A 24,638-nucleotide genomic window follows, 5' to 3' on the forward strand; every position below is an offset into this window, starting at 1 on the left:
GTTAGGAGTGAGGAGTTATTATTTTTCTACCCAGTGCCCAATGCCCCATAACCAATGACAAATGAACAAATCCAATTAAGTTGGGAAGAACCAGCGACGGGTGAACGGCGAGAACCAAGGTTGAATATACCGATCGCTTTTGGTCGAGAATTTGCCCGTTTACCTGCTGAACTTGGGGGAGTGCGCGTTTCTCGGATGCTGCTTAACAGTAACGAAGTTTCTCGCTACCATGCCCTAATTGACTGGGAACAAGACCATCTAGTAGTGATTGACCAAGGCAGCGTTAACGGTGTCTATGTTAATGGTCAACCACAAACGCGCAGTATCTTAGCTAATGGCGATACGTTGCAAATTGGCCCCTATTTAATAACGGTGACATTTGCCGCTAGCGCCCCTGCACCAGATACTAGCCCTCCTTCAACGATTCACTTCAACGCAAATACCAATGTTCCAGACCCCAGGTTGCCTGTATTCCAACCGCTAACGCCTTCGGTAAGTAATTTCCCACCATTAGCGTTTCAGGCACAAAAGGTCGCCCTGCAAGCACTTCATGCTACGGGATTTCCGGTAGATGAATCTGATTATCTGGCGATCGGGGCGGGATTGGGTAGTTTTTTATGGGCTGATTTGCTGCGAATTAGTGGTGTACGTGCTGATAAAATTGTAGCTTTGGGATTAGAGGCGGAACCTTATGCTCGTTACAAGCGCCTTTGTTTGAATTCGCAAATTCCCTTATATGAAAGACTGCGTTCTAATTCTGACTCTTGTCCTGATAATATTTGGGGCTGGCCTAGTTATGCCTTGCGTGAAGCTTGGCACGATTTCACCAAGGGACAGATAAATTCAGCATTCAAATATTTATGGCAAGTCTTTGCTGAACCAACATTTGCCGAAACTTATACTCCCCGTGCGGGTAACGTCTTTGATTCCATAGATAGGGAGACGAAGCGCATTGGCTGGAATCAAATTTATCGTTATGGGCGAGTTAGGGGAATTCGCAAAACTGATGATGGCAGATATTGCATAGCCTATTCTCGCGCCCCAGGAAGTTATGCTTTTTTAGTTACTCGTTATTTACATTTAGCTACTGGGTATCCAGCAATTCAATTTCTGCCAGATTTGCAAGCTTATAGGGAAAAATATCAAGATTTTAAATCTGTTGTCAATGCTTATGAAGCTCACGATCATGTTTATGAGCAACTAGAGCAACAAGGTGGTACCGTATTGATTCGGGGGCGGGGGATTGTGGCTTCGCGGATTGTGCAGCGCATTTATGAAGCTAGAAAAAGAAATCGGAATATTGCAGTTTTGCATTTAATGCGATCGCCTAAACCCCAAGGTAACAAATTTCAAAGAGCCACCCGCCTAGTCAAAAATCATTACGAATTTCAACCCTTTAACTGGCCGAAAGCCTGTTGGGGCGGCGAACTCCGGGTAATGTTAGAAAAAGCCAGTCCCGATGAACGCAAACGTTTACTAGCAGACTGGGGTGGAACTACCACCGCCGACCGCCAGGACTGGCAGCAAATTACTGCCCAAGGCTTAAGCGAAGGTTGGTATCAAATTACCTTCGGAGAGGTGCTGGATGTAGAACGAGATGCCCAAAACCGGACTATTACCCGTATCCGAGAGCAAAGCTTTGGGGAAATGAAATTGCTAGCTGACTTTATTGTTGATGCTACTGGACTGGATGCCAAGGTAGATACCAATCCCCTCATAGCAGATTTGGTAAAACATTACAACCTCCCAGTGAATCATCTGGGGCGATTGACTGTAGCGAACAATTTTGAATTAGTAGAAATGCGTAGTGAGAGAGGTCAAATGTATGCGGCTGGGGCGATTACTTTAGGTGGCCCTTATGCAGCAGTTGATAGTTTCTTGGGCTTGCAGTACGCCGCATTAGTCGCCGTTGATGGACTCGCCGCCGCCCGTGCTACTGGAGTTCAAAGGTTAAATGTTATAAGTTCCTTTGGACAGTGGTTGAAGTGGGTATTAAATCAGTCGCCTTAATATTAGGGGGCAGCAACCCACCTTGATCGCAACACTAACGATCGAAGCGCTCGCACCTGTTTGTGGTTTGTTAGCATTTTTGATGGCTGTTTCCAGGAACTTTGCGCCATCTATCCCGACTAAACCTTGAATTTGTCCGACGATTTGACCCCTTGCGGCTTCTTCGCCAAATACTGCACCTGCGATCGCAATTACAATAATTAGCAATGGTGCAATCGAAAAAATCGTGTAATAAGCTAACGCCGCCGCTAACCGTGAGGCTTTATCCTCACTCCATTCTTTGAATGTCTCTTGGAATAACTTCCATATTGCTTGCAAATTCATCCAATCAGTCTTCTTATAAGGGATGTTGCTTAGTCCCTGATATATTGGATACTGATTTCATCAGTAGAGGCATCCTCCCAAGGGAGTTTGTGTAGCATCCTTGGGGAGGAATTTAGAATTTTATAGTGAGATGACAATGCGATGTCTACGACGGGCTACGCCTAGGCGTTAATTGGCGATAAGAAAGATGCACTGATGTTGATAATGTAGCAAAGCAACTATTACCTAGAAGCAATGACACAAACGGCAGCAATTACAGAAGCAATTACCACTCTTCAGGATGCAGAAAATCGATTCGGTTTTGTCCGTGTTGAAGACGAGCAATTTTTCCCAGAGTGGTATGAGGGATTGTCTGAAATTACGGAAGCCGAAAAAGCCTCTGTGGATGTTGTGCGGCGTAGGTATCTTTATCACCGTGCCGGAGGTGATTTACTAGAAGGGACAGTTATATTGTTGTTGGTGTCACCAATACTTGCACTCTCAGGATTTTACGATCCTCCTTTCAGAATTAAGGCTGAATCATCCGTGGAAGTCGTGCTGGATGATGGCGAGGAGATACTGCGCGGACGGATTGACGTTTTAGTGCTACAAGAGCAGTTGTGGGTGATGGTGTTGGAGTCGAAAAAAACCACGCTGTCAGTTTGGGCGGCTGTACCGCAAGCCCTAGCTTATATGATGGCTAACCCCAACCCCAGTAAACCTGTGTTTGGGATGGTGACGAATGGAGATGATATTTTATTTGTGAAAGTGACGCAAACAAATACGCCACAGTATGATTTGTCAAGGGTGTTTGCTCCCTTTGTATCCGCAAAAGAGTTGTACGCCGTTTTGCAAATTCTCAAGGGTATTGGTCAGTTGATTTCTGTTGCGTCTTAGAGGATGTTTGAAAAGTATCAACTTGTATAAAGATCCCCCCTAACCCCCCTTAAAAAAGGGGGGAACCGGAATCAAAGTCCCCCTTTTTAAGGGGGATTTAGGGGGATCTCCTGGGCAAAATATCACTAAGGGACTTCCAGATAAATAAATATCCCATCGCTTTTAAGGCAGGGGAGCAGGGGGCAGGGAGCAGGGGGAGAAAAAGCCGTTTTGAAGGAGTGAAATTGGATAATTTATTTCTTGGAGTTCCCTAACCGAAACGTATTGGGGATATTTCGAGTTCAGAGGTTCAACTGTGGAGTTAAAAGCCTCAACTGTGGAGTTAAAAGCCTCAACTGCCGAGTTACAGCAGTTTTCATGTATTTAGACCACAATTATAAGACCTAACCCCCAGCCCCTTCCCTACAAGGGAAGGGGAGAAAATCAAAGCCTCTCTCCTCGTAGGAGAGAGGTTTGGAGAGAGGTCTATTTGTGGTTCATTTACCTGAAAATCGCTGTAAAAGCCTCAACTGCCGAGTTAAAAGCCTCAACTGCCGAGTTCAATAGAGCAGGTGCGCTACGAATTCACTGAACCTTTCTACCTAGTTTGGGAAGTCAGAAACCTTAGTAGCGCTAAAGTTGTAATCAACTCCCCCAGCTGCACCATTTGGTAAGTTCCAAACGTTGAATTGTCCCCCTAGCCCTAAACCGTTATTTGAGATCCATCCTGAATAAAACTGAATTGGAATTCCATTAGCAAAGCGTACAAATACTAAACGGCGTGAGGAAGGAATATAGTACCCTTGCAAGGGAATTCCAAGGAAATTGCCGGAGATAGAACCGTTTGCAGATTGTGTAATGTTAAGACTGCCAGTACTGTTGTTTGCTACTGCATTCCACCGACCTGTAATGTTGTTTGGGTTAGCAGATTGTGAAAGGGCTACACCCGGCGATAACATCGTCATACCACCTAACATTATGCCTGCTGCCAAAGCTGCTCGCGTTCTAAGATTCGCTGACATCAACTTTCACTCCTGTATTTTATTTCCAGTTGCATTGGTCTTACACAATGAACCCACAAACCTATTTAGAGATTCAGATCAGTAGATATACTGTTTATCCGTATCCTACCGTTTATCTTCAACCCAACTGTTCCTGTTTAGATTTCTTTATAATATTTAATTAATGCATTCTTCCTTGCAATTGCAACAATATAGCCTCAAGGCTTTGTAACGCTGCATTGGTAGTTTGCACAGTGTCAATTTAGAGCCAGCCAGGGCGAATGGAATTCGCGGCTACACAAACGAAGTCCACCTCCGTGGACTAAGAAAAAATCAAAAGTTTTTAACCCAGGTCGGTGGGTAAAGCCTCGTGTAAACGCGGTTTATAACCGCCCTTTCACTGCATTCTATCGATTGTGCGATACTGGATCGCTTCGGCTACATGATTGGTTTTTAGCTGATCTTCTCCGGCTAAATCTGCAATAGTTCGTGCTACTTTGAGAACGCGATCGCTAGCTCTTGCCGATAAACCTAGTTTTCTAATTGCTGCTTCTAATAAATTCCGACTAGCATCATCTAATTTACACCATTTCTGAAGATGACGACTTTGCAGATGGGCATTACAACGCAGATTTGGTTCTTCTTGGAAACGGGTAATTGCGCGATCGCTTGCTTGTTGTACTCGTTCGCGTACTGATGTTGATGCTTCTCCGGTAGGTTGTTGAGTAATTTCTTCTGGTTTCAAGCGATTCACTGCAACTTGTAAATCAATTCGATCCATCAACGGCCCAGAAAGCTTTGCCCAATATTGCTCGCGTTGGCGGGGAGAACAAGTACATTGTTGGATGGTATCGCCATAGTAACCGCATGGACAGGGATTGGTACTCGCCACCAAAGTAAACTGTGCGGGAAACGTTACTGAGAGTTTAGTACGCGAAATTGTCACATAGCCATCTTCTAAAGGTTGACGCAGAAATTCTAATACATCTCGTTTAAATTCTGTCAACTCATCGAGAAAAAGTACACCGCGATGTGATAATGATATTTCTCCAGGACGAGGGAAGCTACCACCACCAACCAAAGAAGGCCCTGATGCCGAGTGGTGGGGACTACGAAAAGGGCGATCGCGTACCAATGAACCACGATTTTTCAATAAACCAGCTACCGAATGAATGCGAGTCACTTCTAAAGATTCGGCAAAGCTCAAGGGCGGTAAAATTCCCGGTAAACGCCTTGCTAACATGGTCTTGCCACTACCAGGCGGCCCGACAAAAATTAAATTATGTCCGCCAGCCGCCGCAATTTCTAAAGCACGACGCCCATGAGCCTGTCCTTTGACATCATGCAAATCTGCGCCAGGGTAGGATGGTTTTGCCGTTTCCACTGCACTATCTATCTGTACCGGTTTGTAACGCCCCGGATTATTTAAAAAATCCACTACCTCAGAGATATGTTTGCAGCCGTAAACAGCCAAACCTTCAACCACTACTGCTTCTTGGGCATTATCAGCAGGGAGAACTAAACCAGCAATTCCCATCTTTTGGGCTGCTGCGGCGATGGGTAATACACCAGCCACCGGACGCAAACTGCCATCCAAAGAGACTTCACCTAAAAATAGATAATCTCCCAACAAATCAGCGCTAACTTGCTCAGAAGCCGCCAAAATTCCCACACTAATAGGCAAATCGAAACAGGGGCCTTCTTTGCGTAAATCTGCCGGAGTTAAATTAATAACTATCTTTCGCATCGGAAAGGCAAAGCCAGCATTTTTCAAAGTTGCTTTGACTCTTTCTCTTGATTCTTGAATTGCTGAATCTGGTAGTCCCAAGACAACAATTCCCGGTAATCCCCCTGACACATCGACTTCCACGCCTACTTTGACGGCATCGATGCCCACAATTGATGCACTCCAGACTCTAGCAAGCATTTCTTATATAACAGTAAACCAATAGACATCTCTAGCAGATTAGTTGGTTTCTTGGCATTAGTGAAACCACATAGATGATTTTTCTAAATTACAGCAATTTTCAGGTATATAAAAGAACCTTGTTTCCAACCTCTGGCTGAAAATGCTCCTGATTGCGGCTTTGCTGCCAGCAAGGGAGGCAGAGCCTCCCATAATCCATTCCCAGTCTCTGACTGGGAACGAGACATGAGACAATACATCGCGCTATCGCCAATTTTGGGGTATTTTCAGGTTTTCGGGTAGGATTGTGGTGCGATCGCCAATTGCCTGTTGAATCTGCGGTAATTCTAGGTTTTCCGAGCCGCTCAAGTTCGCTCCACAGAGGTTAGCTTCTTGGAAATCAGCTTCTTGGAGATTAGCTGTACTAAGTAATACACTTTGTAGATTAGCTCCAGCAAGTTTTGCCCTTTGCAAGTTACTGCCAATCAGGTTTGCATCTTGGAGATTGCTACCCTCGAAGTTAACTTCTTCCAAGTTGGCATCACAAAGGATTGCTCCTTCTAAGTTGGCATCACAAAGGATTGCTCCTGCTAAGTTGGCATCACAAAGAACTGCTCCTTCTAAGTTAGCATCATAAAGGATTGCTTGAGAAAGATTTGCTTTTCTGAGAACTACGCCTTGGAGATTGGCTTCTGGGAGGAGGGCTTTTTGCAGGTTGGCTTCATGGAGAATTGATCCACAAAGATAAGTTACTGATAAATCTGCTTCAGAGAGGTTTGCTCGTGTAAAATTGATCCATTGCAAGTTAGCCCCGACCAGGATTGCTCTAGAGAGGTTAGCTTCCGTTAAATCTGCATTGCTAAGGTCTGTATTGCGTAAATCAAGTTTCTGATTGACTGGATCTTTAGATGAATCGCGTCGCCCAATGACAGTTAAGGCTGTTTGAATATCTGTAGGTAATTTTGATGAATCGTGTAACTCGTCCTCATATTCCCGATTTACCGGGGCATTTTCGCGGATAAAAGCAGCGAGAATTTCCATGATTGTCCAATGGTATGAAGGAGAATCTTTGGCAATTCGTTCTAAAGCATAAATTGCGGCAAATCGCGTTTCAATCTTTTCATTTCCCAGTTGTTCGATTGCTTTAGAAAAGCGTTCGGGAACAATTTCTTGTGGAGTTGGTTGTCTGTAATTTATCCCAGTTTGGGTGTTGTGATCCCAAGCTAGTGTTCCAGCTAGAAGTTGTGTTAACAGGCTCTGGTTTTCATCCAGAGAGAGTCTGGAAGTATAGTAAGCATTAATAATTAATGCCAATCCTCCAATGATTATGGCAATAGTTGTTAATGCTTGGGTGATGTATTCGATTTTTTCTTGAATTGAAAATCCTTGAATGTTTTCAAAGAACGAGAAAATTAGAGTTAATGAGAAAATAAATATAACTGAGATAAATACCAACAAAGTCGTCAGTCCATTTGTCTTTATGAAAGATATGTCATAAGTCTTCATATCTGACTCCTTATACAAATAAATTTAGGTTGATTCTAAGAGCATCCGTAAATATCTGATAGAGTACAAACACGGATAAACTTGACAGATTCTTAAATCTACTGCATAAAAATCATTTATGAAATCTCTAACAACTGATATCAGGTTCGGATAAGTAGTTATATTTAACGATGTCGGGTTTGATATTAATAATTATTACGGAGACTTTTGGTAGAAACTATGGTATTTTATGAAAACGGTAGAATACGCCCAAATAACTAATGATGCTGAGGTTACTTAACCAGACTGCCGCCAATGTGTTGGTGCTTCGATATAATCAGGTAGGCGAGTGGTGCGATCGCCAAGTGCCTCTCTAATCTGCTGCAATTCTAAGTTTTTCGCTCCTGTCAAAATTGTCCCTTCCAATTTGACATCAGTGAGGTTAGCTTCTGAAAAGTTAGCTCCCATCAGGTTTGCCTCAGTCAGGTTAGCTTGATAAAAGGTTGCCCGATATAAGTTTGCTCCAATGAGGTTAGCCTGATACAGGTCAGCTTCCGTTAAACTAGCTTCAGAGAGGTTGGCAAAATAGACTTCTGTTTGGTGGAGTTTGGCTGCATTCAAGTTAGCCCCTGAAAGGTTGGCACCATTCAAATTAGCCCCACAAAGGTTAGCACCAATCAAACCCGTTAGATGTAGGTTGGCTTTCCCTAATTTTGCTCCTTGCAAATTAGCTAAAAACAACTTTGCCCCTGAGAGATTGGCTATTTTTAACGACGCTTGTTGCAAGTTAGCTTTATAAAGGTTCGCTCCCTGTAAATTAGCTGCACGCAGACTTGCTCCAGAGAGGTTGGCTGAACGTAGGTTTGCTCCAGAGAAGTTGGTACGATTGAGGTTGGCCCAACAAAGATTAGCTCCACACAAGCTAGCTTTTAGTAATATTGTTTCGTAGAGAATAGACCTAATGAGTTTAGCGCCACTAAGGTCAGCTCGGCTCAAGTCAGCACCACGCAAGTCAGCACCACTCAAGTCAGCCCCACGCAGGTCTGCTTCTTGGAGGTTAGCTTTTAGCAGGTCTGCTTGTCTAATGTCGGTGTTACGTAAATCAAGTTTCTGATCTTTTGGGTCTTCCAGTGAATTACGCCTACCGATAACAGTTAGGGCTGCTTGAATATCGGTGCGTATTTTTGGCAATTCTTCATAGAGGTTTTGCTCCAACTGGGCTGTCGGACGCGACCCACCTCTACGCCTACTTGAGTAAACTGCTCCTTGATATTCCGGGTTTTGCTGCTCCCCTTTGACGCGTTGGATAGGTGCATTCTCTCGCACAAAGGCAGTAAGAATTTCCATGATTGTCCAATGTTCTTGAGGAAAATCCTGAGCAACTCTTTCTAAGGCATAAATTGCGCCTGTCCGAGTTTCAATTTTGTCATGACCAAGCTGGGAAATTGCCCCCATAAAGCGTTCTGCAATCAATCTGTCTTGATTGAGTTTTGCATTTTGAAGGCCAATTTCGAGGTTTTTCTCAGCTGCGATCGCATTCTTCTGCATCGCTTGGACACGCTTTGCTGCATAATAAGTATTAAACATTGCTGCCGATGCCAGAAAAACTATTGCAGTAGTTGTTAATGCTTGGTTTCTATACTGGATTTTTTGTGCAATTGACAATTCCTTAACACTGGATAAGGCGAAGAAAATTACAGTCAAGGAGAAGCCAAATATAACTGTTATAGTGATCAACCAATTCAACAGAGCGTCTGTCTTTTTAGAAGACATGGTAAAAATTTTCCTTACAACCTAGAATTATTACTTAGATGTGTAGGAAAAATAGTATAGCATTTAACAGAAAATTATAATATAGGACTCATATTTGATTTTTTATACGTAGGGGAGCGAGGTACGAGCATTGGAAACCTCCGCAACGCACTGGCTCTACTCTCCTTGACGAATAGATTGCTGCTTGAGACGTTTGTGAGCGTACATTAACTCATCAGACCTGGCGATTAGTTGTTCTAGTGACATATTGCTTTCTGGTGAGCAACGCTCTATGCCCATACTCATGGAAAGTTCATAGCTACGGTTTTGTTGTTGATTAAAGTTGGTAATATTTGCTTGTAGATGCCCTTGGATGCTATCAGCATCTTTAAAGTAGCTGGAGACGAAAACAATAAACTCATCTCCACCCAAACGAGCAACAATATCCGAGTTACGAAAACTTTGCTTGAGTAATCGAGCCGCATCAACAATCAAGGCATCTCCCATGTCATGACCGAGGGTGTCGTTAATCTGTTTTAGCCCATCTAAATCAATGAAGATAACCCATGACAATGTTTTCATACGGTGAGCAATTTTTAACTGTTGTTCAGCCATTAGGAAGAAACCACGTCGGTTATGCAAACCTGTTAGTTCATCGGTAAGCGATGCTTGTTTGCGGTTGCGAACTTCCTGAATGAGTTCCATCTGAGCGATGGCTTGACGACTTAGGCGGCGCAGTGCATCTAACTGCTGGTAACTTAAACAACGAGGAGTGGTATCGAATACGCACAATGTCCCGATCGCAAAACCATTGGGCGTAACTAGTGGGACTCCAGCATAAAAACGGATTTTGGGATTACCTTTGACTAGGGGATTGTTAATAAAGCGATCGTCCTTGATGGCGTTGGGAACCACTAAGATATCCTCTGGTTGAAGAATGGCATGGGCGCAAAAAGACCAATCTCTAGGCGTTTCCCTGGCTTTTAGTCCAATCTTAGATTTAAACCATTGGCGATCGTTATCAACTAAGCTAATTATTGCAATTGGAGCCTCACAAATGTAGGCAGCAAGAGCAGTTAAGTCATCAAATGCTTCTTCAGGTAGGGTATCCAAAATATTGTAGTCTGCCAATGCTTTCAGCCTCTCTGCTTCATTGTCAGGTAGAGGAGCAGCTGGCATTTTCACAGATGAGTCTCTGTACATGAGGCTGGAAAGTCTCGGACGCTGGAAATTTTGCAACAATCCCAGGATTACCTCTCCAACAGCAAGGCTCCGTAAACTAAACATCTCTGCAACGAAAATCAACATTCGGTCGAATATACAGAAATATTGTATTGCATGATGTTCTTCATGCCTTTGGTTTGCTCTGTTGTTCATATCACCCTAACTTTCACTGTGCAAATTCCCTGAGTATATAGATGCTTACAAAGTCTTTTGCCCACAGCCAGGTTGAAAATTATCAATATCAGCTAAAAATTATCAAAACTTATTATACTATCAGAGTGCTTCGCCAAATTAGAGATTTTTGATACAATTTAATTATGTATATACACATAAATTCTGAGGGTTGAAAGCCGACCCTCAGAACTTCCCCTTATGTGATGACATACAGGCAAGCCCTATTGCTAGCTTGACTTTCAGGAATAATAAGTGTTGAGTAGAAAGTTGATAAGTACTACTTCTGACATCAGGGTTAAATTACTCTTTATACGACTCCAAAATACCACTACGAATCATTAGTTGCGGCCAAAACAGCACAAAAAATCCCATCCACGCCACTACAGGAACGGAGACGATAACTGTTAGCCAGATAGTTTTAAATAGTAACCAGCTACAACCAATCAGTGTTACACCAGTGAGAACTATAGACCAGGGCTGACACCACCAAGGTTTGTAGTTCCAAGGACTTATGGGCTTTTGTTCAGACATTTATGAATTATTTTCATGGTTAAGTTTTGTCGTACTCTATTTTGCCATAGTCAAGTTTGATAATTCGGTCTGCTAAATGAAAATAGCGATCGTCATGGCTAATCACCAGGACTGTTTTACCCCGCGATCGCAGTTCTGGTAGAAGTTGAGTGTAAAATATTTCCTTGAACACCGGATCTTGATCGGCTGCCCACTCATCAAATAGATAAATTGGTCGATCTTCCAAGTAGGCTGTGAGTAAAGCTAATCGTTTCCGTTGTCCTTGAGAAAGAGCAGTGGTAGAAAGTTGTCCATTTTCAACTTTCACTTTATGATCTAGTTGCAGCAGTTGTAAATATTTTGTGGCTTGAGCATCCAAGTAAGAATTTTTTAATCCTAAAAGTTCTTCAAATAAATAAAAGTCGGAAAATACTACGGAAAAATGCTGGCGATACCATTCTCGGTTCTGTTGACTAATTACCTCGTCATCAAGGCAAATTTCGCCATTCTCAGGAATGTAAAGTCCGGTAATTAATTTTGCTAGGGTAGATTTGCCGCTACCATTACCGCCGACAATGAAGACTAATTCTTGAGGATAGAGCGTTAAGTTAACAGGGCCAAAAATAAAGCTATTGTCTTCTTGAACTGTATAGTAAGTGTGGGTAACATTTTCAAATTTTAAGCTGTGCCAGTCAGATTTAAGTGCAGGTGGAACAGTGGATATTTCAGTTCGACTAGCTAGAGATAAACCCAATGACTCGATTTTTTGCAAGGCAATAGTGGCTTGACTTAATAAGGGAAGTTTGCTGATGATGTTATCCATTGGTAACACTAAGTAAGTGAAGGTCAAAATGTAGCCAGAGAGAGTTTCGGCATTGATGGTAAGGAGATTAGGCAGCACGAACATGACAAAACCGAGGGCAAAAAAGAATACGAGTTGACCCCAGCTAGAAGTCGTGGCAAAAAGAGTTAGACCTTTAACGTTGTGATGACGAAACTTATTAGCAGTTGATTGCAGTTTTGCTTCTAAAAAGTCTTCACGCCGCCTGTAATTTAGTTTTAGTTCCTTAACTCCTTCGGTAATGGTGTGAAAATGTTTAAATAGATGATCTTCATCTTCACGAGCTAGAGCCAACAATTTACTGCCTCTGTTAAGTAGCCACTGACAACTAGCGATCGCTACGACTGAAATCCCACAAAGCAGCACCAGCACTAACCAAGAAAGCCAGGTAATATATGCTATGCAACCCAGGACGATGGCTAAATTAATAAAGATGAAAGGCATCTGATAAACAGCATTGGCAACCGCTTGAATATCCTCTGTGAGAGTTGCCAATAATCGAGGATTCCCTAAACTTTCCAGATGAGTCAACTCAGAAGCGAGAATTTGCCGACTCAAACCCATCCGTAATTGCAAGACTGCATTTTGAGAAAGGCGAATCAGCATCACTTGAGAAACAATACTGGTAACTAATACAACTATTGCCAACCCCCCAAAACCCCAAATTATGGATGTGATTCGGGAAGCACTACTGCTACTTGCAGCATGGCTAATTAAGGCAATCAACCCCGCACTACTACCGCCACTCAAAAATCCTGTAGCGATCGCGATCGCTACCATCCCCCACGAAGAACGCAAAAGAAAGTAAATCAAATTCATGATAGATGCTTATGCCCCATGCCCCATTTTCAAGATAGTTATTTGCAGATAAATTTAGGTTGGTTGCGCTTCTAGGGTAAGTTTTCTATCTTACAGTAGACCTGCAAAAGTCTCCTAACACCCCATCCACAGACACATCTCTGTACACAAGTAAGATCCCCCTAAATCTCCCTTAAAAAGGGGGACTTTAAGAAATTGTTGCCCCCCTTTTTAAGGGGGGTTGGGGGGATCAAAAGGCTGTGGGGCAACTTTCCAAGACTTGTGTATACAGCGCAGGATTGCCCAGAGACGAGACTTTGCCGTAAGCTACAGGCTCTTTAGGGTTCTTTTTTTGATTTAGGGACTGACAAAAAAATAGTCAACTACTTATTGTGGGGTGGGCGTCTCGCCCGCCCATATACTAGAGCGGGCGAGACGCCCACCCCACAAGATTGGGTAATTTATTTCTTGGAAGTCCTTTATCGAAGAACTCTAGTTAAAAACTTCGGAAATATCACGGTAAGCTAATTAGAATTACCCTGATAACCTATTCGCGCAGCATCTAGTAGACTGTGCGTAAAATTATATATTGAGGAAATATACCTATGAAAAAAACTTTGTTTCTCAGTCCTCCTTCCTTCGATGGGTTTGATGGGGGAGCAGGTTCACGATACCAAGCCAAGCGCGAAATTACTTCCTTCTGGTATCCTACATGGCTGGCGCAACCGGCAGCCCTTGTACCTGGTAGTAAGCTGATTGATGCACCACCACACAATCAAACAGTAGAAGATGTAATCGAAATTGCTAAAGATTACGAGCTAATTATCATGCACACCAGCACGCCTTCGCTGCCTAATGATGTGAAGTGCGCCGAGACAATCAAGGCTCAAAACCCTAATATCCAGATTGGCTTGATTGGAGCGCATGTAGCAGTATTACCAGAGCAGACGCTCGCTGAAAACCCAATCATTGACTTTGTGTGTCGCCACGAATTCGACTATACCTGCAAAGAACTGGCAGAAGGTAAATCTTGGGGAGAAATCACAGGTTTAAGCTACCGCGATCGCCAGGGTAATATACGTCATAATGAAGACCGCCCCTTGATTCACGATTGGGATTCTCTGCCCAGTGTATTGCCAATTTATCATCGTGATTTGGATATTACCAAATACTTTATTGGCTACTTGCTGCATCCATACATTTCCTTTTACACTGGGCGGGGCTGTCCAGCAAAATGTACCTTCTGCCTTTGGCCCCAAACGATTGGTGGCCATTTATACCGCACGAAAAGCCCGGAAGCTGTGGGGCGTGAGATGGAAGAAGCCAAAGCTCTCTTCGGCGACAAGGTGCGAGAATATATGTTTGATGACGACACCTTTACTATAGACAAACATCGGGCGATCGCTATTAGCGAACATCTGCGGCGACTCAAACTCACTTGGAGTTGCAACGCCCGCGCCAATCTCGACTATGACACCCTGAAAAAACTACGCGATAATGGCTTACGTCTACTCTTAGTAGGATTTGAATCTGGCAATCAGCAAATTCTAGATGGCATTAAGAAAGGAATCAGGCTGGAAGTAGCGCGGAAGTTTATGGAAAATTGTCATAAACTTGGCATTACCGTACACGGCACATTTATCATTGGTTTACCCGACGAAAGCCAAGAAACAATTGAAGAAACAGTCCGCTTTGCTTGCGATATTAGTCCTCATACAATTCAGGTTTCCATCGCCGCTCCCTATCCCGGAACAGAACTTTATCGTCAAGCACAAGAAAATAATTGGTTTAGCAATAATTCCTTAGTTGCTAGTTCAGGAATTCAAATGTCCACACTGCAATATCCAAATCTCTCCAGTGCTGAGATTGAGGATGCAGTTGAAAAGATGTATCGTAAATTCTACTTCCGTCCTAGAGCGATTATTCCAATTGTCGCTGAAATGCTCACCGATCCCCAAATGTTAGTACGTCGCCTGCGTGAAGGGCGGGAATTTTTCTCTTACTTAAAAGATCGTCGCACCCAAGGAACTGCTAAAGCACAATCAGTAGTTGTTGGTTAGCCAAATAGGGACTTCCAATTAAATTAATGAGTAATGAGTAATGAGTAATGAGTAATGAGTAATGAGTAATACCCATTACTTATTACTTGTTACTCATTACTTCAAAATTAAAGACAGTTGGGGTCTTAAACCCTTGAATTTACGATAAAAAACTCTCTCCTCCTTATTCCTCATTCCTCTGTGTTCTCCCGAAGTTTGCTCAACGCGGGGAACCCGCGCACGCAACTTCTCTCTGTGTCTCTGTAGTTCGTTTATTTGGATAATTTATTTCTTGTCAGTCCCATTGCAAATATACCTAGCGAATTCCATTCGCTAAGGGTTTTACTGTCAGTCTCACTCAATAGCTCAACTATCAGAAAAAATACAAACCTTATGCAAGCACATCGATTCGCCATCATCAATGGTGATGACTTTGGTTTCTCTGAAGGAGTTAATCAAGCAATTATCAAAGCACACAAAGAAGGAGTGCTAACTAGCACCAGCCTGATGGTGAGCGCTGATGCTGCAAAAGAGGCTGTCACCTTGGCAAATTCCCACCCCAACCTGGCTGTTGGACTACATCTTGTGTTGATATGTGGACGTTCTGTGCTACCGCCAGAGCAAATTCCCCATTTAGTTGACAAAGAAGGTAACTTTTCCAACAGTCCATTTTTGGCAGGGTTGCGCTATCAATTTGTCAAAGAAACCCATCAAGAACTGCGGCAAGAAATTCGCGCCCAGTTAGAAAAATACCGTTCGACTGGTTTACCTCTCTCTCATGTAGATGGACATTTGCATTTGCATATCCATCCAGTGGTGTTGCGTATTTTAGTTGAACTGGCACCAGAATTTGATATTAAAGTAATTCGGTTACCAAGTGAAGAACTGGGGTTAACCCTGAGAGTTAATCGCAGTAATTTACTGACAAAGCTAGTTTGGTGGGGAGTATTTGGCAGACTACGCCGCTATGGTGAGACAATACTAAAATCCCAGGGTATTAGCTTTACTCAAAGAGTTTACGGTTTATTGCAAACTGGTGGCATTACAGAGGAATACTTACTTGGTTTGATACCCCAAATCCACGCAGACTTGGTAGAGATTTACTCTCATCCAGCGTTCGCTATTCATGGCGATTCTTTGAATAAAGATGTCGGGGCAGGTGAAGCAGAACTTGCTGCCTTATTAAGCGATGAGGTGCGCGAAGCCCTCCTTAGTAACGGCTTTGAAATTACCAACCACCATTTTCTATCCCAACGTACCAGCTAAAGAAGAATTCAAAAGTCATAACTTTGTCATCACAATTTCATCTGAGGTACATAAAAAAAACCTAAACTCCTCGGCAACGAATCTAGAAAATGCTAATATTATTTGCCGACTAATCAATATCCATGTTTGTATCTACTTTTTTAACAAATTTTCACCTGATTATCATTGATTTATTACTATTTTTGTGCATATCATCTGTGTGGTTTTATTGTTATGCAATTTATGCAGCAATAACTTTTTTTGCTGCTCCCCAGCCAATTGATCTAGAGTTTCATCCACCTGTTAGTATTCTCAAACCGATTTGTGGGCTTGATAGCGATGCTTATGAAAATCTCGCCTCATTTTGTCAGCAGAACTATCCAAAATATCAAATCATCTTTGCGGTACGAAACTCTAAAGATCCCTGCATAGAGGTTGTAGAGAAAATCATCCATAATTTTTCCGACTTGGATATTGTGTTGATCGTAAGCGATCGCATCATCGGTACAAACCTGAAAGTTAGCAATTTGGCCAACGCCGCAGCCAAAGCTAAATATGACATTCTACTCCTTGCTGATAGTGATATCCGAGTTGGAACAGACTATTTGCAAAGAGTTATCCAACCGTTGCAAGACAAAAGCGTGGGTGTAGTTACCTGTATGTATCGATCCTTAACTCAAGGATGGATATCGACATTAGAGGCTATTGGCACTACTACCGAGTTTCATGCTGGGGTTTTAGTCAGCAACATCCAGGAAAATGGCATAAAATACGCCTTTGGTTCCACCATTGCCATCCCGAAAAAAGTCCTAGAAGCGATCGGTGGGTTTGAAGCGATCGCTGATTACTTAGCAGATGATTTCCAACTTGGCTATTTACCTGTCCAAGCAGGTTACAAAGTTGTGCTTTCCGACTATGTAGTTGAACACGTACAAACAAGCAACAACTTATTTGATACTACCAAGCGCCAGATTCGTTGGGCGCGTTGTAAACGAGTTTCTCGTCCTTGGGGTTATCTAGGACTAATTTTTACCTATGGTATCGTCACCAGCTTGCTGCTGCTGATTGCCACAAATGGTTCAATACTAGGATGGCTAGGACTATGTATTTGTTGGGTAACAAGATTGGTAATGGCTTGGATTGTTGGTAATATCAGTCTGAAAGATCCAATTGTCAAAAAGTTTCTGTGGCTCGTTCCTGGGTGGGACTTGTTAAGCTTTGGTATTTGGTGTTTTGGCTTTATTGGCAACACTATAGAGTGGCGGGGACAACAAATGAAGCTAACTAAAGATGGAAAGTTACTAGTACAAGAAGATAAAAGTTATCAATTATCAATTAAGGTTTTGACTAGGACATTGTGGCGGAAGTTTACCTATCTTTAAGTCAATACGGTTCAGTTAAGGCTTTACTCTTTGTCAAAGTGATTTTTTTTAACGAACCGCATTCGCGTTAGCGTCTCCCCTTCTCCCAAAGGGAGAGGCTAGCGCCAAGGGAGAAGGACGCAAAGAAAGAGAAGGAAGACAAGCTTAACTGAACTCTATTGATCTTTAAGTAAGGGACTGACAAATAAAAAAATAGTCAACTACTTATTGTGGGGTGGGCGTCTCGCCCGCCCATATACAAGGGCGGGCGAGACGCCCACCCCACAAGATTGGGTAATTTATTTCTTGGAAGTCCCTAAATCCGCAACTAATTAAATTACGAATTACTAACTTGTATTGAGCGTAGCCGTTGGCGCAGCCTCTCGTAGAGAAGTATTACTAATTACGAATTATTTTATCAAGACATCAAAGCATTTAATCTCCCCAATACTGCCATATCTTCTGCATCTAACTCCGTCGGAATGCCACTGCGAATCAATTCCGAAAAGTCTTCATTGGGAACCATAACAGTCAACGTGTACAAGCGAGTAGAACCAGTGTTTTTAATCAAATGAGTCCCAGTGGGAGGTACTAACAAACTATCTCCCGTTTTGATCTTTACACTCTTGCCGTCACATATAGCGATCGCTTCCCCTTTGAGGACGAAAAACATCTCCACCGCCCACTGATGGCGATTTGGCGGTGTTTGTCCACCAACATCAAAAATTTCTATACAGCAAGTCAAGGAAGTATTAGCATTTATCGAATCGAAGATAATTGCTAATCGATTAGAATCATTAGGACTGATGCGATATACCTGGTAATCTCTGGGAGATTTGATCACCGGAATTACACAACGAGTAGCGTACATTTACTTATCCCCTCTGAAGTTATCGATGGGTGTGAAAAATACTAAAATCTAAATCATCTAATTTTAGATTTTAGATTTTGGATTTTGGATTGAATAATTCAAAAGCTTTCGATTGAGCTATCACGCCGAAGTCCAAAATTTAAAAAGGTCTGAGTTCAAGCGAATTTAAAGGCGAGAACAAATCTAAAATCTAAAATTATTGATCGCGGGTGTGCATTTATGCATGGGATCAATCTAAAATCTAAAATCCAAAATTGATTCACTCCTAACTGTTTTTCAGCGCTGTGAAAATTCCTTGGGAGTCAGTGACAAAACCAAAGCATTGTTTGACGTTGTACAATGTCGCCAGCCAACAATATTCAGGAGAAGTGGTAGCGGTACAATCTTTAACTAACACACAATCATATCCTAAGAAGTTGGCATCACATAACGTACTCAGCACACATTGATCGGCATTAACACCAGCAAAAAATAATGTTGTCCTTCCCAGATTCCGCAAGATGCTATCTAAAGACGTATCCCAAAACCCACTCATGCGGTATTTGTCCACACAAATATCTTCGGGAAGCTGTTCTAGTTCGTCTACTACTGCTGCGGCCCAACTACCTGCCATCAGTACTCTAGCACCATTGCTTGGCAGTGGATCGCCCAATCCCACACCCTCCCCTGTGGGATTATAGACGTGACGCAAACTAGCACTAATATTGAGCAAGTCGGGACGATTCCCCCAGTTTACCCAAATTACCGGAACACCAGCCTCACGCAGTTCTGGAAGTAAGTTGTTCAAAGGTTCAATAGGCTGACGCGCCGGAGTTACATCCACGCCGATATGCGCTAACCAGCCATCAGGGTGACAGAAGTCGTTTTGCATATCAATGACGAGGATAGCAGTTTTTGCCAAGTCTAGGCGCAGGGTTTTAGTTTCTGTTGATAAAATAACGGTTTGTGGGATCTTTTGAAGACGAGTGATGTCTGCGATCGCATCATTCACTGTCCATGTATTTGGTGATACTCCCAATGTCCGAAAAGGCAGATTCATAAAATTGCAATACCCAACGCCATTTTCTATTTTGTAACTTGAAATTCAGTTAAAAATACAATTACTTAATCAAGGTTAAACATGGTAAATTTCACCATTCAGAATGTTTTGATTGCCGTCAGTGATGATTATGCAACGGTAGATGTACAGATTGTAGATGGGGCAATAGCTGCGATTGCCCCTAATCTACAGGTAATCGGTACTCCCATAGATGGCAAAAATAAGCTGCTGCTACCTGGTTTTTTTAACGCCCACACCCACTCATCGGAGATGTGGCAACGAGGAATCATGTCAGCTTTTCCTTTAGAATTATGGTTGGCGGAACTGTATGATTTTGCGCCTCTCGATCCCGAACAGGTTTATCTTAGCGCCTTGGGTACTGCTGTGGAAACCTTACTTTCCGGCGGTACGAGTGTAGTAGATCACCTAGTGTTAATTCCCGGACTTGAGTTAGAAACCATCGCTATTGCAACTCGCGCCTACAGAGAAGTGGGAATTCGCGCCTTTATCGCGCCCTTAATTCAAGATGAATCCCTCACCGCAGGTATGCCATCTGGGGAATCAACCCAGAATCATCAACCTTATTTTCGCACAAGAGCGGCAACATTGGAAATCATCGAAGAGGCGGTGAGACAATTTCATCGTCCAGATGAGGGTGTGAGTATTTTAGTTGCACCAACAGGGATACAATTATGTACTGATGCTTTATTTGAGGGATGTATCGAGTTAAGCGATCGCTATCATCTTTGTCGTCACTCCCATTTGCTAGAAACCAGGGCACAGGAAAAACTCGCCCAAGAAAAGTACGGTTGTACTGCTGTGGAACATTTGAAAAGAATCGGATTTTTGAGCGATGCCACAACTCTAGCTCATTGCGTCTGGTTAAATGATACTGATATCGCCATCCTCGCCGAAACTCAATCTACAGTTGTTCATAATCCCTTAAGTAATTTACGTTTAGGTAGTGGCATTGCTCCGATTTTAAAATATCGCCAAGGGGGAGTCAATGTAACTTTTGGTTGTGATGGTGCCTCTAGTAATGACTCCCAAGACTTGTTAGAAGCGATCAAAATTGGTTCTATATTGCACAACGTTACAGACTTCGATTATCAGCATTGGATTACACCCCGACAAGCAGTAGAAATGGCATCCTTGGGAGGTGCAAAAGGCTTTAATTGTGCAGATAAACTTGGTTCTTTAACCGTGGGTAAACAAGCCGATTTGGTACTTTATGATCTGACAAATTTATCATTACTTCCGCGTACAGATCCCATTGGTTTGCTAGTCTTAGGTCGTCCTAGTAATGTTGTCGATAGTGCTTGGGTGAATGGCAAGCAAATTGTTGCTGATGGTAAAGTGACAACAATTAATGTTGATGAATTGCGGCAAGAATTATTTAATCGGAGTCAGTGGGAGACAAAGCGTAAGTCGGAAACTGTCGCCCAAATTGAAGCACATTATCGCACAGTCATGGGGTTGTGAAACGAATAATTACTAAGATAGAAAAACTGGTTATATAGGATTCATATTTGATTTTTGAACGAATACGTAGGGTGTGTTGTCGCCAAGCGCCGCACCAAAGCCCAGAATACGGTGCGTTACACTTCGTGGTAACACAACGCCAGTCCGCTCAAGTCGGGAAACCCGCCCATGCGGCTGGCTCTCCTACATATACTTGGATTTTTTCAGAAATCAAATCGGATTCCTATATCATGTCCACATAATTAGTTATGCTAACCCCAGTCATTACACCCCAACCCCTCCCCAAGAGCGGGGAGGGGAGACAAAGCGTAGCTTTGGCGGGGTGGGGTTCTTCGGGTTTAATAAGTAATCAAGCGGACATGATATTAGAGGTTGTTTAAAAAGTGGTTGGCTGTGATTTTAAGTACTTAGAGATCCCCCTAAATCCCCCTTAAAAAGGGGGACTTTGAATCTGGTTCCCCCCTTTTTAAGGGGGATTAGGGGGGATCTAATGTAGGGAAACTCTAAAAGACTTGTGTGTACGCCGTAGCCTTTATAAGGGGAGGGTTAGGGTGGGCTAAAACCTTAGTTAATATCAGTATTCTCAGTTGAGCTTGGGCTTTTTGAAGAAAAAGCGGTAAAACTTAGGCTGACCAAGATTTTTCCGCAATCCCTCCATGTAAATGTAAAATACTGGAGTCAGATAGAGAGTCAATATCTGAGAAAACAGCAATCCCCCAACGATCGCAATTCCCAAAGGACGACGCGCTTCTGAACCAACTCCCGTCCCCAAAGCAATGGGGAGTGTTCCAATTAAAGCTGCCATCGTCGTCATCATAATTGGGCGGAAGCGAGTTAAACAAGCGGCATAGATGGCATCAAAGGAATTTTTACCTTCCTTTCGCTGGGCTTCAATGGCAAAGTCCACCAGCATAATCCCGTTTTTCTTGACGATACCCACTAGTAGAATGATGCCGATGAAAGAGTAAAGATTTAAATCAACCTGGAAAATCAGCAGCGTCAATAATGCCCCAAAACCCGCCGAAGGTAAACCGGAAAGAATGGTAATTGGGTGAATAAAATCCTCATAAAGGATACCGAGAATCAGATAGATCACTACAATAGACACCAACAACAGCGCCCCTAAATCGTTGAAGGACTGTTGGAAAGTTTGGGCTGAACCCTGAAAGCTGGGGGTAATTGTTGAGGGTAACAACTCACTGGCTGCTTGCTTGATGGCATCAGTAGCTTGACTGAGAGAGGTTCCTGGGAGGGTGTCAAAAGAGATAGTCGAAGAGGGGAGTTGAGCAACGTGAGCAACGGTGAGAGGTCCGACATTTTGGGTAATATTAGCGATCGCACTCAAAGGAACCTGTTTGCCAGTACTCGATTGCACATATAGTAATGATAGGGCACTGGGATCTCGCTGAAACTCCGGTTTCACTTCTAAGATTACATAAAATTGGTCATTTGGGGTATAGATAGTAGAAACCTGGCTGGAACCATAGGCGGCGCTGAGGGTTTGTTCAACTTGTTGGGCGGTAATCCCCAGAGTTGCAGCTTTGTTGTGGTCAATTTGAACTTCAATTTGGGGTGTGCTGAGTTGTAAATCGCTGTCAACGTCCCGGAGTCCTGGTAGAGTTTTGACTTTATCCACAAGTTTTGGAACGTATTGGCGCAAGTCTTGTAAATTCAAGCTCTGCAACGTGAACTGATAAGTAGAATTAGTTTGTTGTCCACCGATGGGAATGGCTGGCGGAGAGCGGAGGAAGGTTTTAATCCCTGTTGTGCGTCTTAACTTGGGGGTTAGTTCTTGAATGATTTGGTCAGCACTAAGTTGACGTTGATCGCGTGGCTTGAGCCGAATGGTAATTCGTCCACCGTTGACTGAACCGTTCGGTCCACTTGCACCCACAATAGAGTCAACTGCTTCAATATTGGGGTCTTTACGAATGATATCAACAACCGTTTGCTGGTGACGCAGCATATCATCAAAAGAAATATCTTGGGCGGCTTTCGTGTTCGCCATCAATTGTCCGGTGTCTTCTGTAGGGATAAATCCTTTGGGAACGATGACGAACAAATAGACGGTCATTACCAGCAAAATGCCAGACCCAATCAGTGTCATCAAGCGGTATTTTAAAACAGGTTTGAGCGTCCAATCATATCCCCGCAGGAGTAAATCAAATCCCCCTTCTAAGACTCGATAGAGCCGATTTGGTCTTTGCTGATGGGATGAACCCAAAAAGCGACTGCACAACATGGGGGTGAGACTGAGGGAAACAAAACCCGAAACCAAAATTGCCACTGCGATGGTAACAGCAAATTCATGAAATAATTTACCGATGATTCCACTCATAAACATGATGGGGATGAACACCGCCACCAAGGAGAGGGTCATTGACAAAATGGTGAAACTGATTTCCTTTGATCCCTTCAATGCTGCATTTAGGGGAGATTCGCCCATTTCCCGATAACGGACGACATTTTCCAACACCACGATCGCATCATCCACCACAAAGCCCACGGAAAGGGTCAACGCCATGAGTGAGATGTTGTCTAGGGAGAAGCCCGACAGATACATTACCGCAAAAGTACCAATAATCGCTACAGGTAGCGCCAAACTAGGAATCAGCGTCGCCGTGATGTCACGCAAGAATAAGAAAATAACTAAGACAACTAGACAAATTGAGAGAACTAAGGTAAACTTCACATCGTTGACAGAGGCTCGGATCGTTTGCGAGCGATCGTACATAATCCCCATCTCAATGGATTTGGGAACTTGCTCGCGGAGTGTAGGTAAAAGTTTCTGGATGGAATCAACAATATTTACAGTGTTTGCACCGGGTTGTGGCTGTACAGCGAGAACAACAGAATGGCGGTTTGTCACCTTGTTATCGCTATACAAATTTGACACTTTGACGTTTTGTTCACTGTCAATCACGTCCCCCAAATCCTGGAGGCGCACGGGCGCACCATTTTTGTAAGTTACAATTAGCTGGCGATAGCCGGCAGCATCGGTGAGTTGACCATTCGCCTGAATCGTATAATTTTTGTAAGTATCAGAGAGACTGCCGGTTGGTAAATCAACATTTCCCTGTTGAATTGCAGTTTTCACCTGAGTTAGACCAATTCCCCTTGATGCCAACTCTCGCGGGTCAAGCTGGACGCGGACTGCATATTGCTGTTGACCAAAGACCTGTACCTGAGCAACACCATCAATCATCGAGATGGGCTGACCAACTGTTACCTCTGCGTATTCATCTACTGTTGAGATTGGCTGTGTCTCAGAATACATATAGAGGAAGAGAACTGGTGAGACAGAGGGGTTAACTTTCCGGTAGGTGGGCGGGTGAGGCATTCCGGCGGGTAGTTGTCCGGCTGCGGCTGAGATGGCTGCCTGGACATCTTTGGCGGCATCCTCGACTCTGCGGCTAAAGTCAAATTGTAAGGAGATGCTGGTGCTGCCTGTGGAACTGGTGGAATTAAATGAATTGAGTCCGGCAATTTCGGTAAACTGTCTTTCTAGGGGTGCGGCGACCGAAGATGCCATTGTTTCGGGGGTGGCACCAGGGAGACTAGCGGAGACAGATATAAAAGGATATTCAACGTTAGGCAACGCACTAATGGGTAAGAGTAGATAACTCATCAAACCGAAGATGAGGATACCCATCATTACCAAAGTGGTCATGACTGGACGACGGATGAAGAGTTCTGAAAGGTTCATGGGTTCTGTTCTCCC

17 protein-coding genes and 1 pseudogene are annotated in these 24,638 nt (G+C 43.3%); 6 read left to right on the top strand and 12 right to left on the bottom strand.

Features of this window, described 5'->3' with window-relative positions; all coding sequences use genetic code 11:
- Positions 1-54 precede the first annotated feature (54 nt).
- Positions 55-2,010, top strand: a complete 1,956-nt coding sequence (locus tag V7K50_RS16530; protein ID WP_334961790.1) for an FHA domain-containing protein — start codon at positions 55-57, stop codon at positions 2,008-2,010.
- Positions 2,011-2,034: 24 nt separating this feature from the next.
- Here V7K50_RS16530 and V7K50_RS16535 read toward each other — a convergent pair.
- Positions 2,035-2,334, bottom strand: a pseudogene (locus V7K50_RS16535) (YihY/virulence factor BrkB family protein); the annotation flags it as partial.
- 234 nt (positions 2,335-2,568) lie between these two features.
- Between V7K50_RS16535 and V7K50_RS16540 the strand changes: the two are divergent.
- Positions 2,569-3,210: a type I restriction endonuclease gene (locus tag V7K50_RS16540; protein WP_334961791.1), complete on the top strand. Its 642-nt coding sequence runs from the start codon at positions 2,569-2,571 to the stop codon at positions 3,208-3,210.
- Positions 3,211-3,791: 581 nt separating this feature from the next.
- On the opposite strand, the gene V7K50_RS16545 is transcribed toward V7K50_RS16540, so the two are convergent.
- The 8 genes from V7K50_RS16545 to V7K50_RS16580 form a co-directional block, all read right to left on the bottom strand.
- A complete protein-coding gene (locus tag V7K50_RS16545) occupies positions 3,792-4,211 on the bottom strand; it encodes a hypothetical protein (protein ID WP_334961793.1) in 420 nt (139 codons plus the stop codon).
- Between the two features lie 376 nt (positions 4,212-4,587).
- Entirely contained in the window at positions 4,588-6,117 is a 1,530-nt protein-coding gene (locus V7K50_RS16550) for a YifB family Mg chelatase-like AAA ATPase (RefSeq protein WP_334961795.1), read from the bottom strand.
- An 83-nt stretch (positions 6,118-6,200) separates the two neighbouring features.
- Positions 6,201-6,344, bottom strand: a complete 144-nt coding sequence (locus tag V7K50_RS16555; RefSeq protein ID WP_334961797.1) for a hypothetical protein — start codon at positions 6,342-6,344, stop codon at positions 6,201-6,203.
- Between the two features lie 16 nt (positions 6,345-6,360).
- A complete protein-coding gene (locus V7K50_RS16560; RefSeq protein ID WP_334961799.1) occupies positions 6,361-7,602 on the bottom strand; it encodes a pentapeptide repeat-containing protein in 1,242 nt (413 codons plus the stop codon).
- Positions 7,603-7,878: 276 nt separating this feature from the next.
- Positions 7,879-9,354: a pentapeptide repeat-containing protein gene (locus V7K50_RS16565; RefSeq protein ID WP_334961801.1), complete on the bottom strand. Its 1,476-nt coding sequence runs from the start codon at positions 9,352-9,354 to the stop codon at positions 7,879-7,881.
- A gap of 156 nt (positions 9,355-9,510) precedes the next feature.
- Positions 9,511-10,710 (bottom strand): sensor domain-containing diguanylate cyclase, encoded by a 1,200-nt coding sequence (locus V7K50_RS16570; RefSeq protein WP_334961803.1) that lies wholly within the window; start codon positions 10,708-10,710, stop codon positions 9,511-9,513.
- A 321-nt stretch (positions 10,711-11,031) separates the two neighbouring features.
- Positions 11,032-11,262, bottom strand: a complete 231-nt coding sequence (locus V7K50_RS16575; protein ID WP_334961804.1) for a DUF6737 family protein — start codon at positions 11,260-11,262, stop codon at positions 11,032-11,034.
- Positions 11,263-11,281: 19 nt separating this feature from the next.
- On the bottom strand, positions 11,282-12,901 hold the full coding sequence (locus tag V7K50_RS16580) for a cyclic peptide export ABC transporter (RefSeq protein WP_334961806.1): 1,620 nt from the start codon (positions 12,899-12,901) through the stop codon (positions 11,282-11,284).
- A 584-nt stretch (positions 12,902-13,485) separates the two neighbouring features.
- Between V7K50_RS16580 and hpnJ the strand changes: the two genes are divergently transcribed.
- The 3 genes from hpnJ (at position 13,486) to hpnI (ending at position 17,546) form a co-directional block, all read left to right on the top strand.
- Entirely contained in the window at positions 13,486-14,940 is a 1,455-nt protein-coding gene (gene hpnJ, locus V7K50_RS16585) for a hopanoid biosynthesis associated radical SAM protein HpnJ (protein ID WP_334961808.1), read from the top strand.
- A 372-nt stretch (positions 14,941-15,312) separates the two neighbouring features.
- The gene (hpnK, locus tag V7K50_RS16590) at positions 15,313-16,185 is read left to right on the top strand and encodes a hopanoid biosynthesis-associated protein HpnK (protein ID WP_334961810.1); all 873 of its coding nucleotides are present in this window, start codon (positions 15,313-15,315) and stop codon (positions 16,183-16,185) included.
- A 122-nt stretch (positions 16,186-16,307) separates the two neighbouring features.
- Positions 16,308-17,546 (top strand): bacteriohopanetetrol glucosamine biosynthesis glycosyltransferase HpnI, encoded by a 1,239-nt coding sequence (hpnI, locus tag V7K50_RS16595; RefSeq protein ID WP_334961812.1) that lies wholly within the window; start codon positions 16,308-16,310, stop codon positions 17,544-17,546.
- A gap of 397 nt (positions 17,547-17,943) precedes the next feature.
- Here the strand turns inward: hpnI and V7K50_RS16600 are convergent, their stop codons facing one another.
- Positions 17,944-18,396 (bottom strand): cupin domain-containing protein, encoded by a 453-nt coding sequence (locus tag V7K50_RS16600; RefSeq protein WP_334961814.1) that lies wholly within the window; start codon positions 18,394-18,396, stop codon positions 17,944-17,946.
- Positions 18,397-18,661: 265 nt separating this feature from the next.
- A complete protein-coding gene (locus tag V7K50_RS16605) occupies positions 18,662-19,435 on the bottom strand; it encodes a cysteine hydrolase family protein (RefSeq protein ID WP_334961816.1) in 774 nt (257 codons plus the stop codon).
- An 81-nt stretch (positions 19,436-19,516) separates the two neighbouring features.
- On the opposite strand from V7K50_RS16605, the gene V7K50_RS16610 reads away from it, so the two are divergent.
- Positions 19,517-20,917, top strand: a complete 1,401-nt coding sequence (locus tag V7K50_RS16610) for an amidohydrolase (protein ID WP_334961818.1) — start codon at positions 19,517-19,519, stop codon at positions 20,915-20,917.
- 583 nt (positions 20,918-21,500) lie between these two features.
- Here the strand turns inward: V7K50_RS16610 and V7K50_RS16615 are convergent.
- Positions 21,501-24,623 carry an efflux RND transporter permease subunit gene (locus V7K50_RS16615; RefSeq protein ID WP_334961820.1) on the bottom strand — a complete coding sequence of 1,041 codons (3,123 nt, stop codon included), beginning with the start codon at positions 24,621-24,623 and terminating at the stop codon, positions 21,501-21,503.
- Positions 24,624-24,638 lie beyond the last annotated feature (15 nt).

Source organism: Nostoc sp. (assembly GCF_036917135.1).
GTDB lineage: Bacteria > Cyanobacteriota > Cyanobacteriia > Cyanobacteriales > Nostocaceae > Nostoc.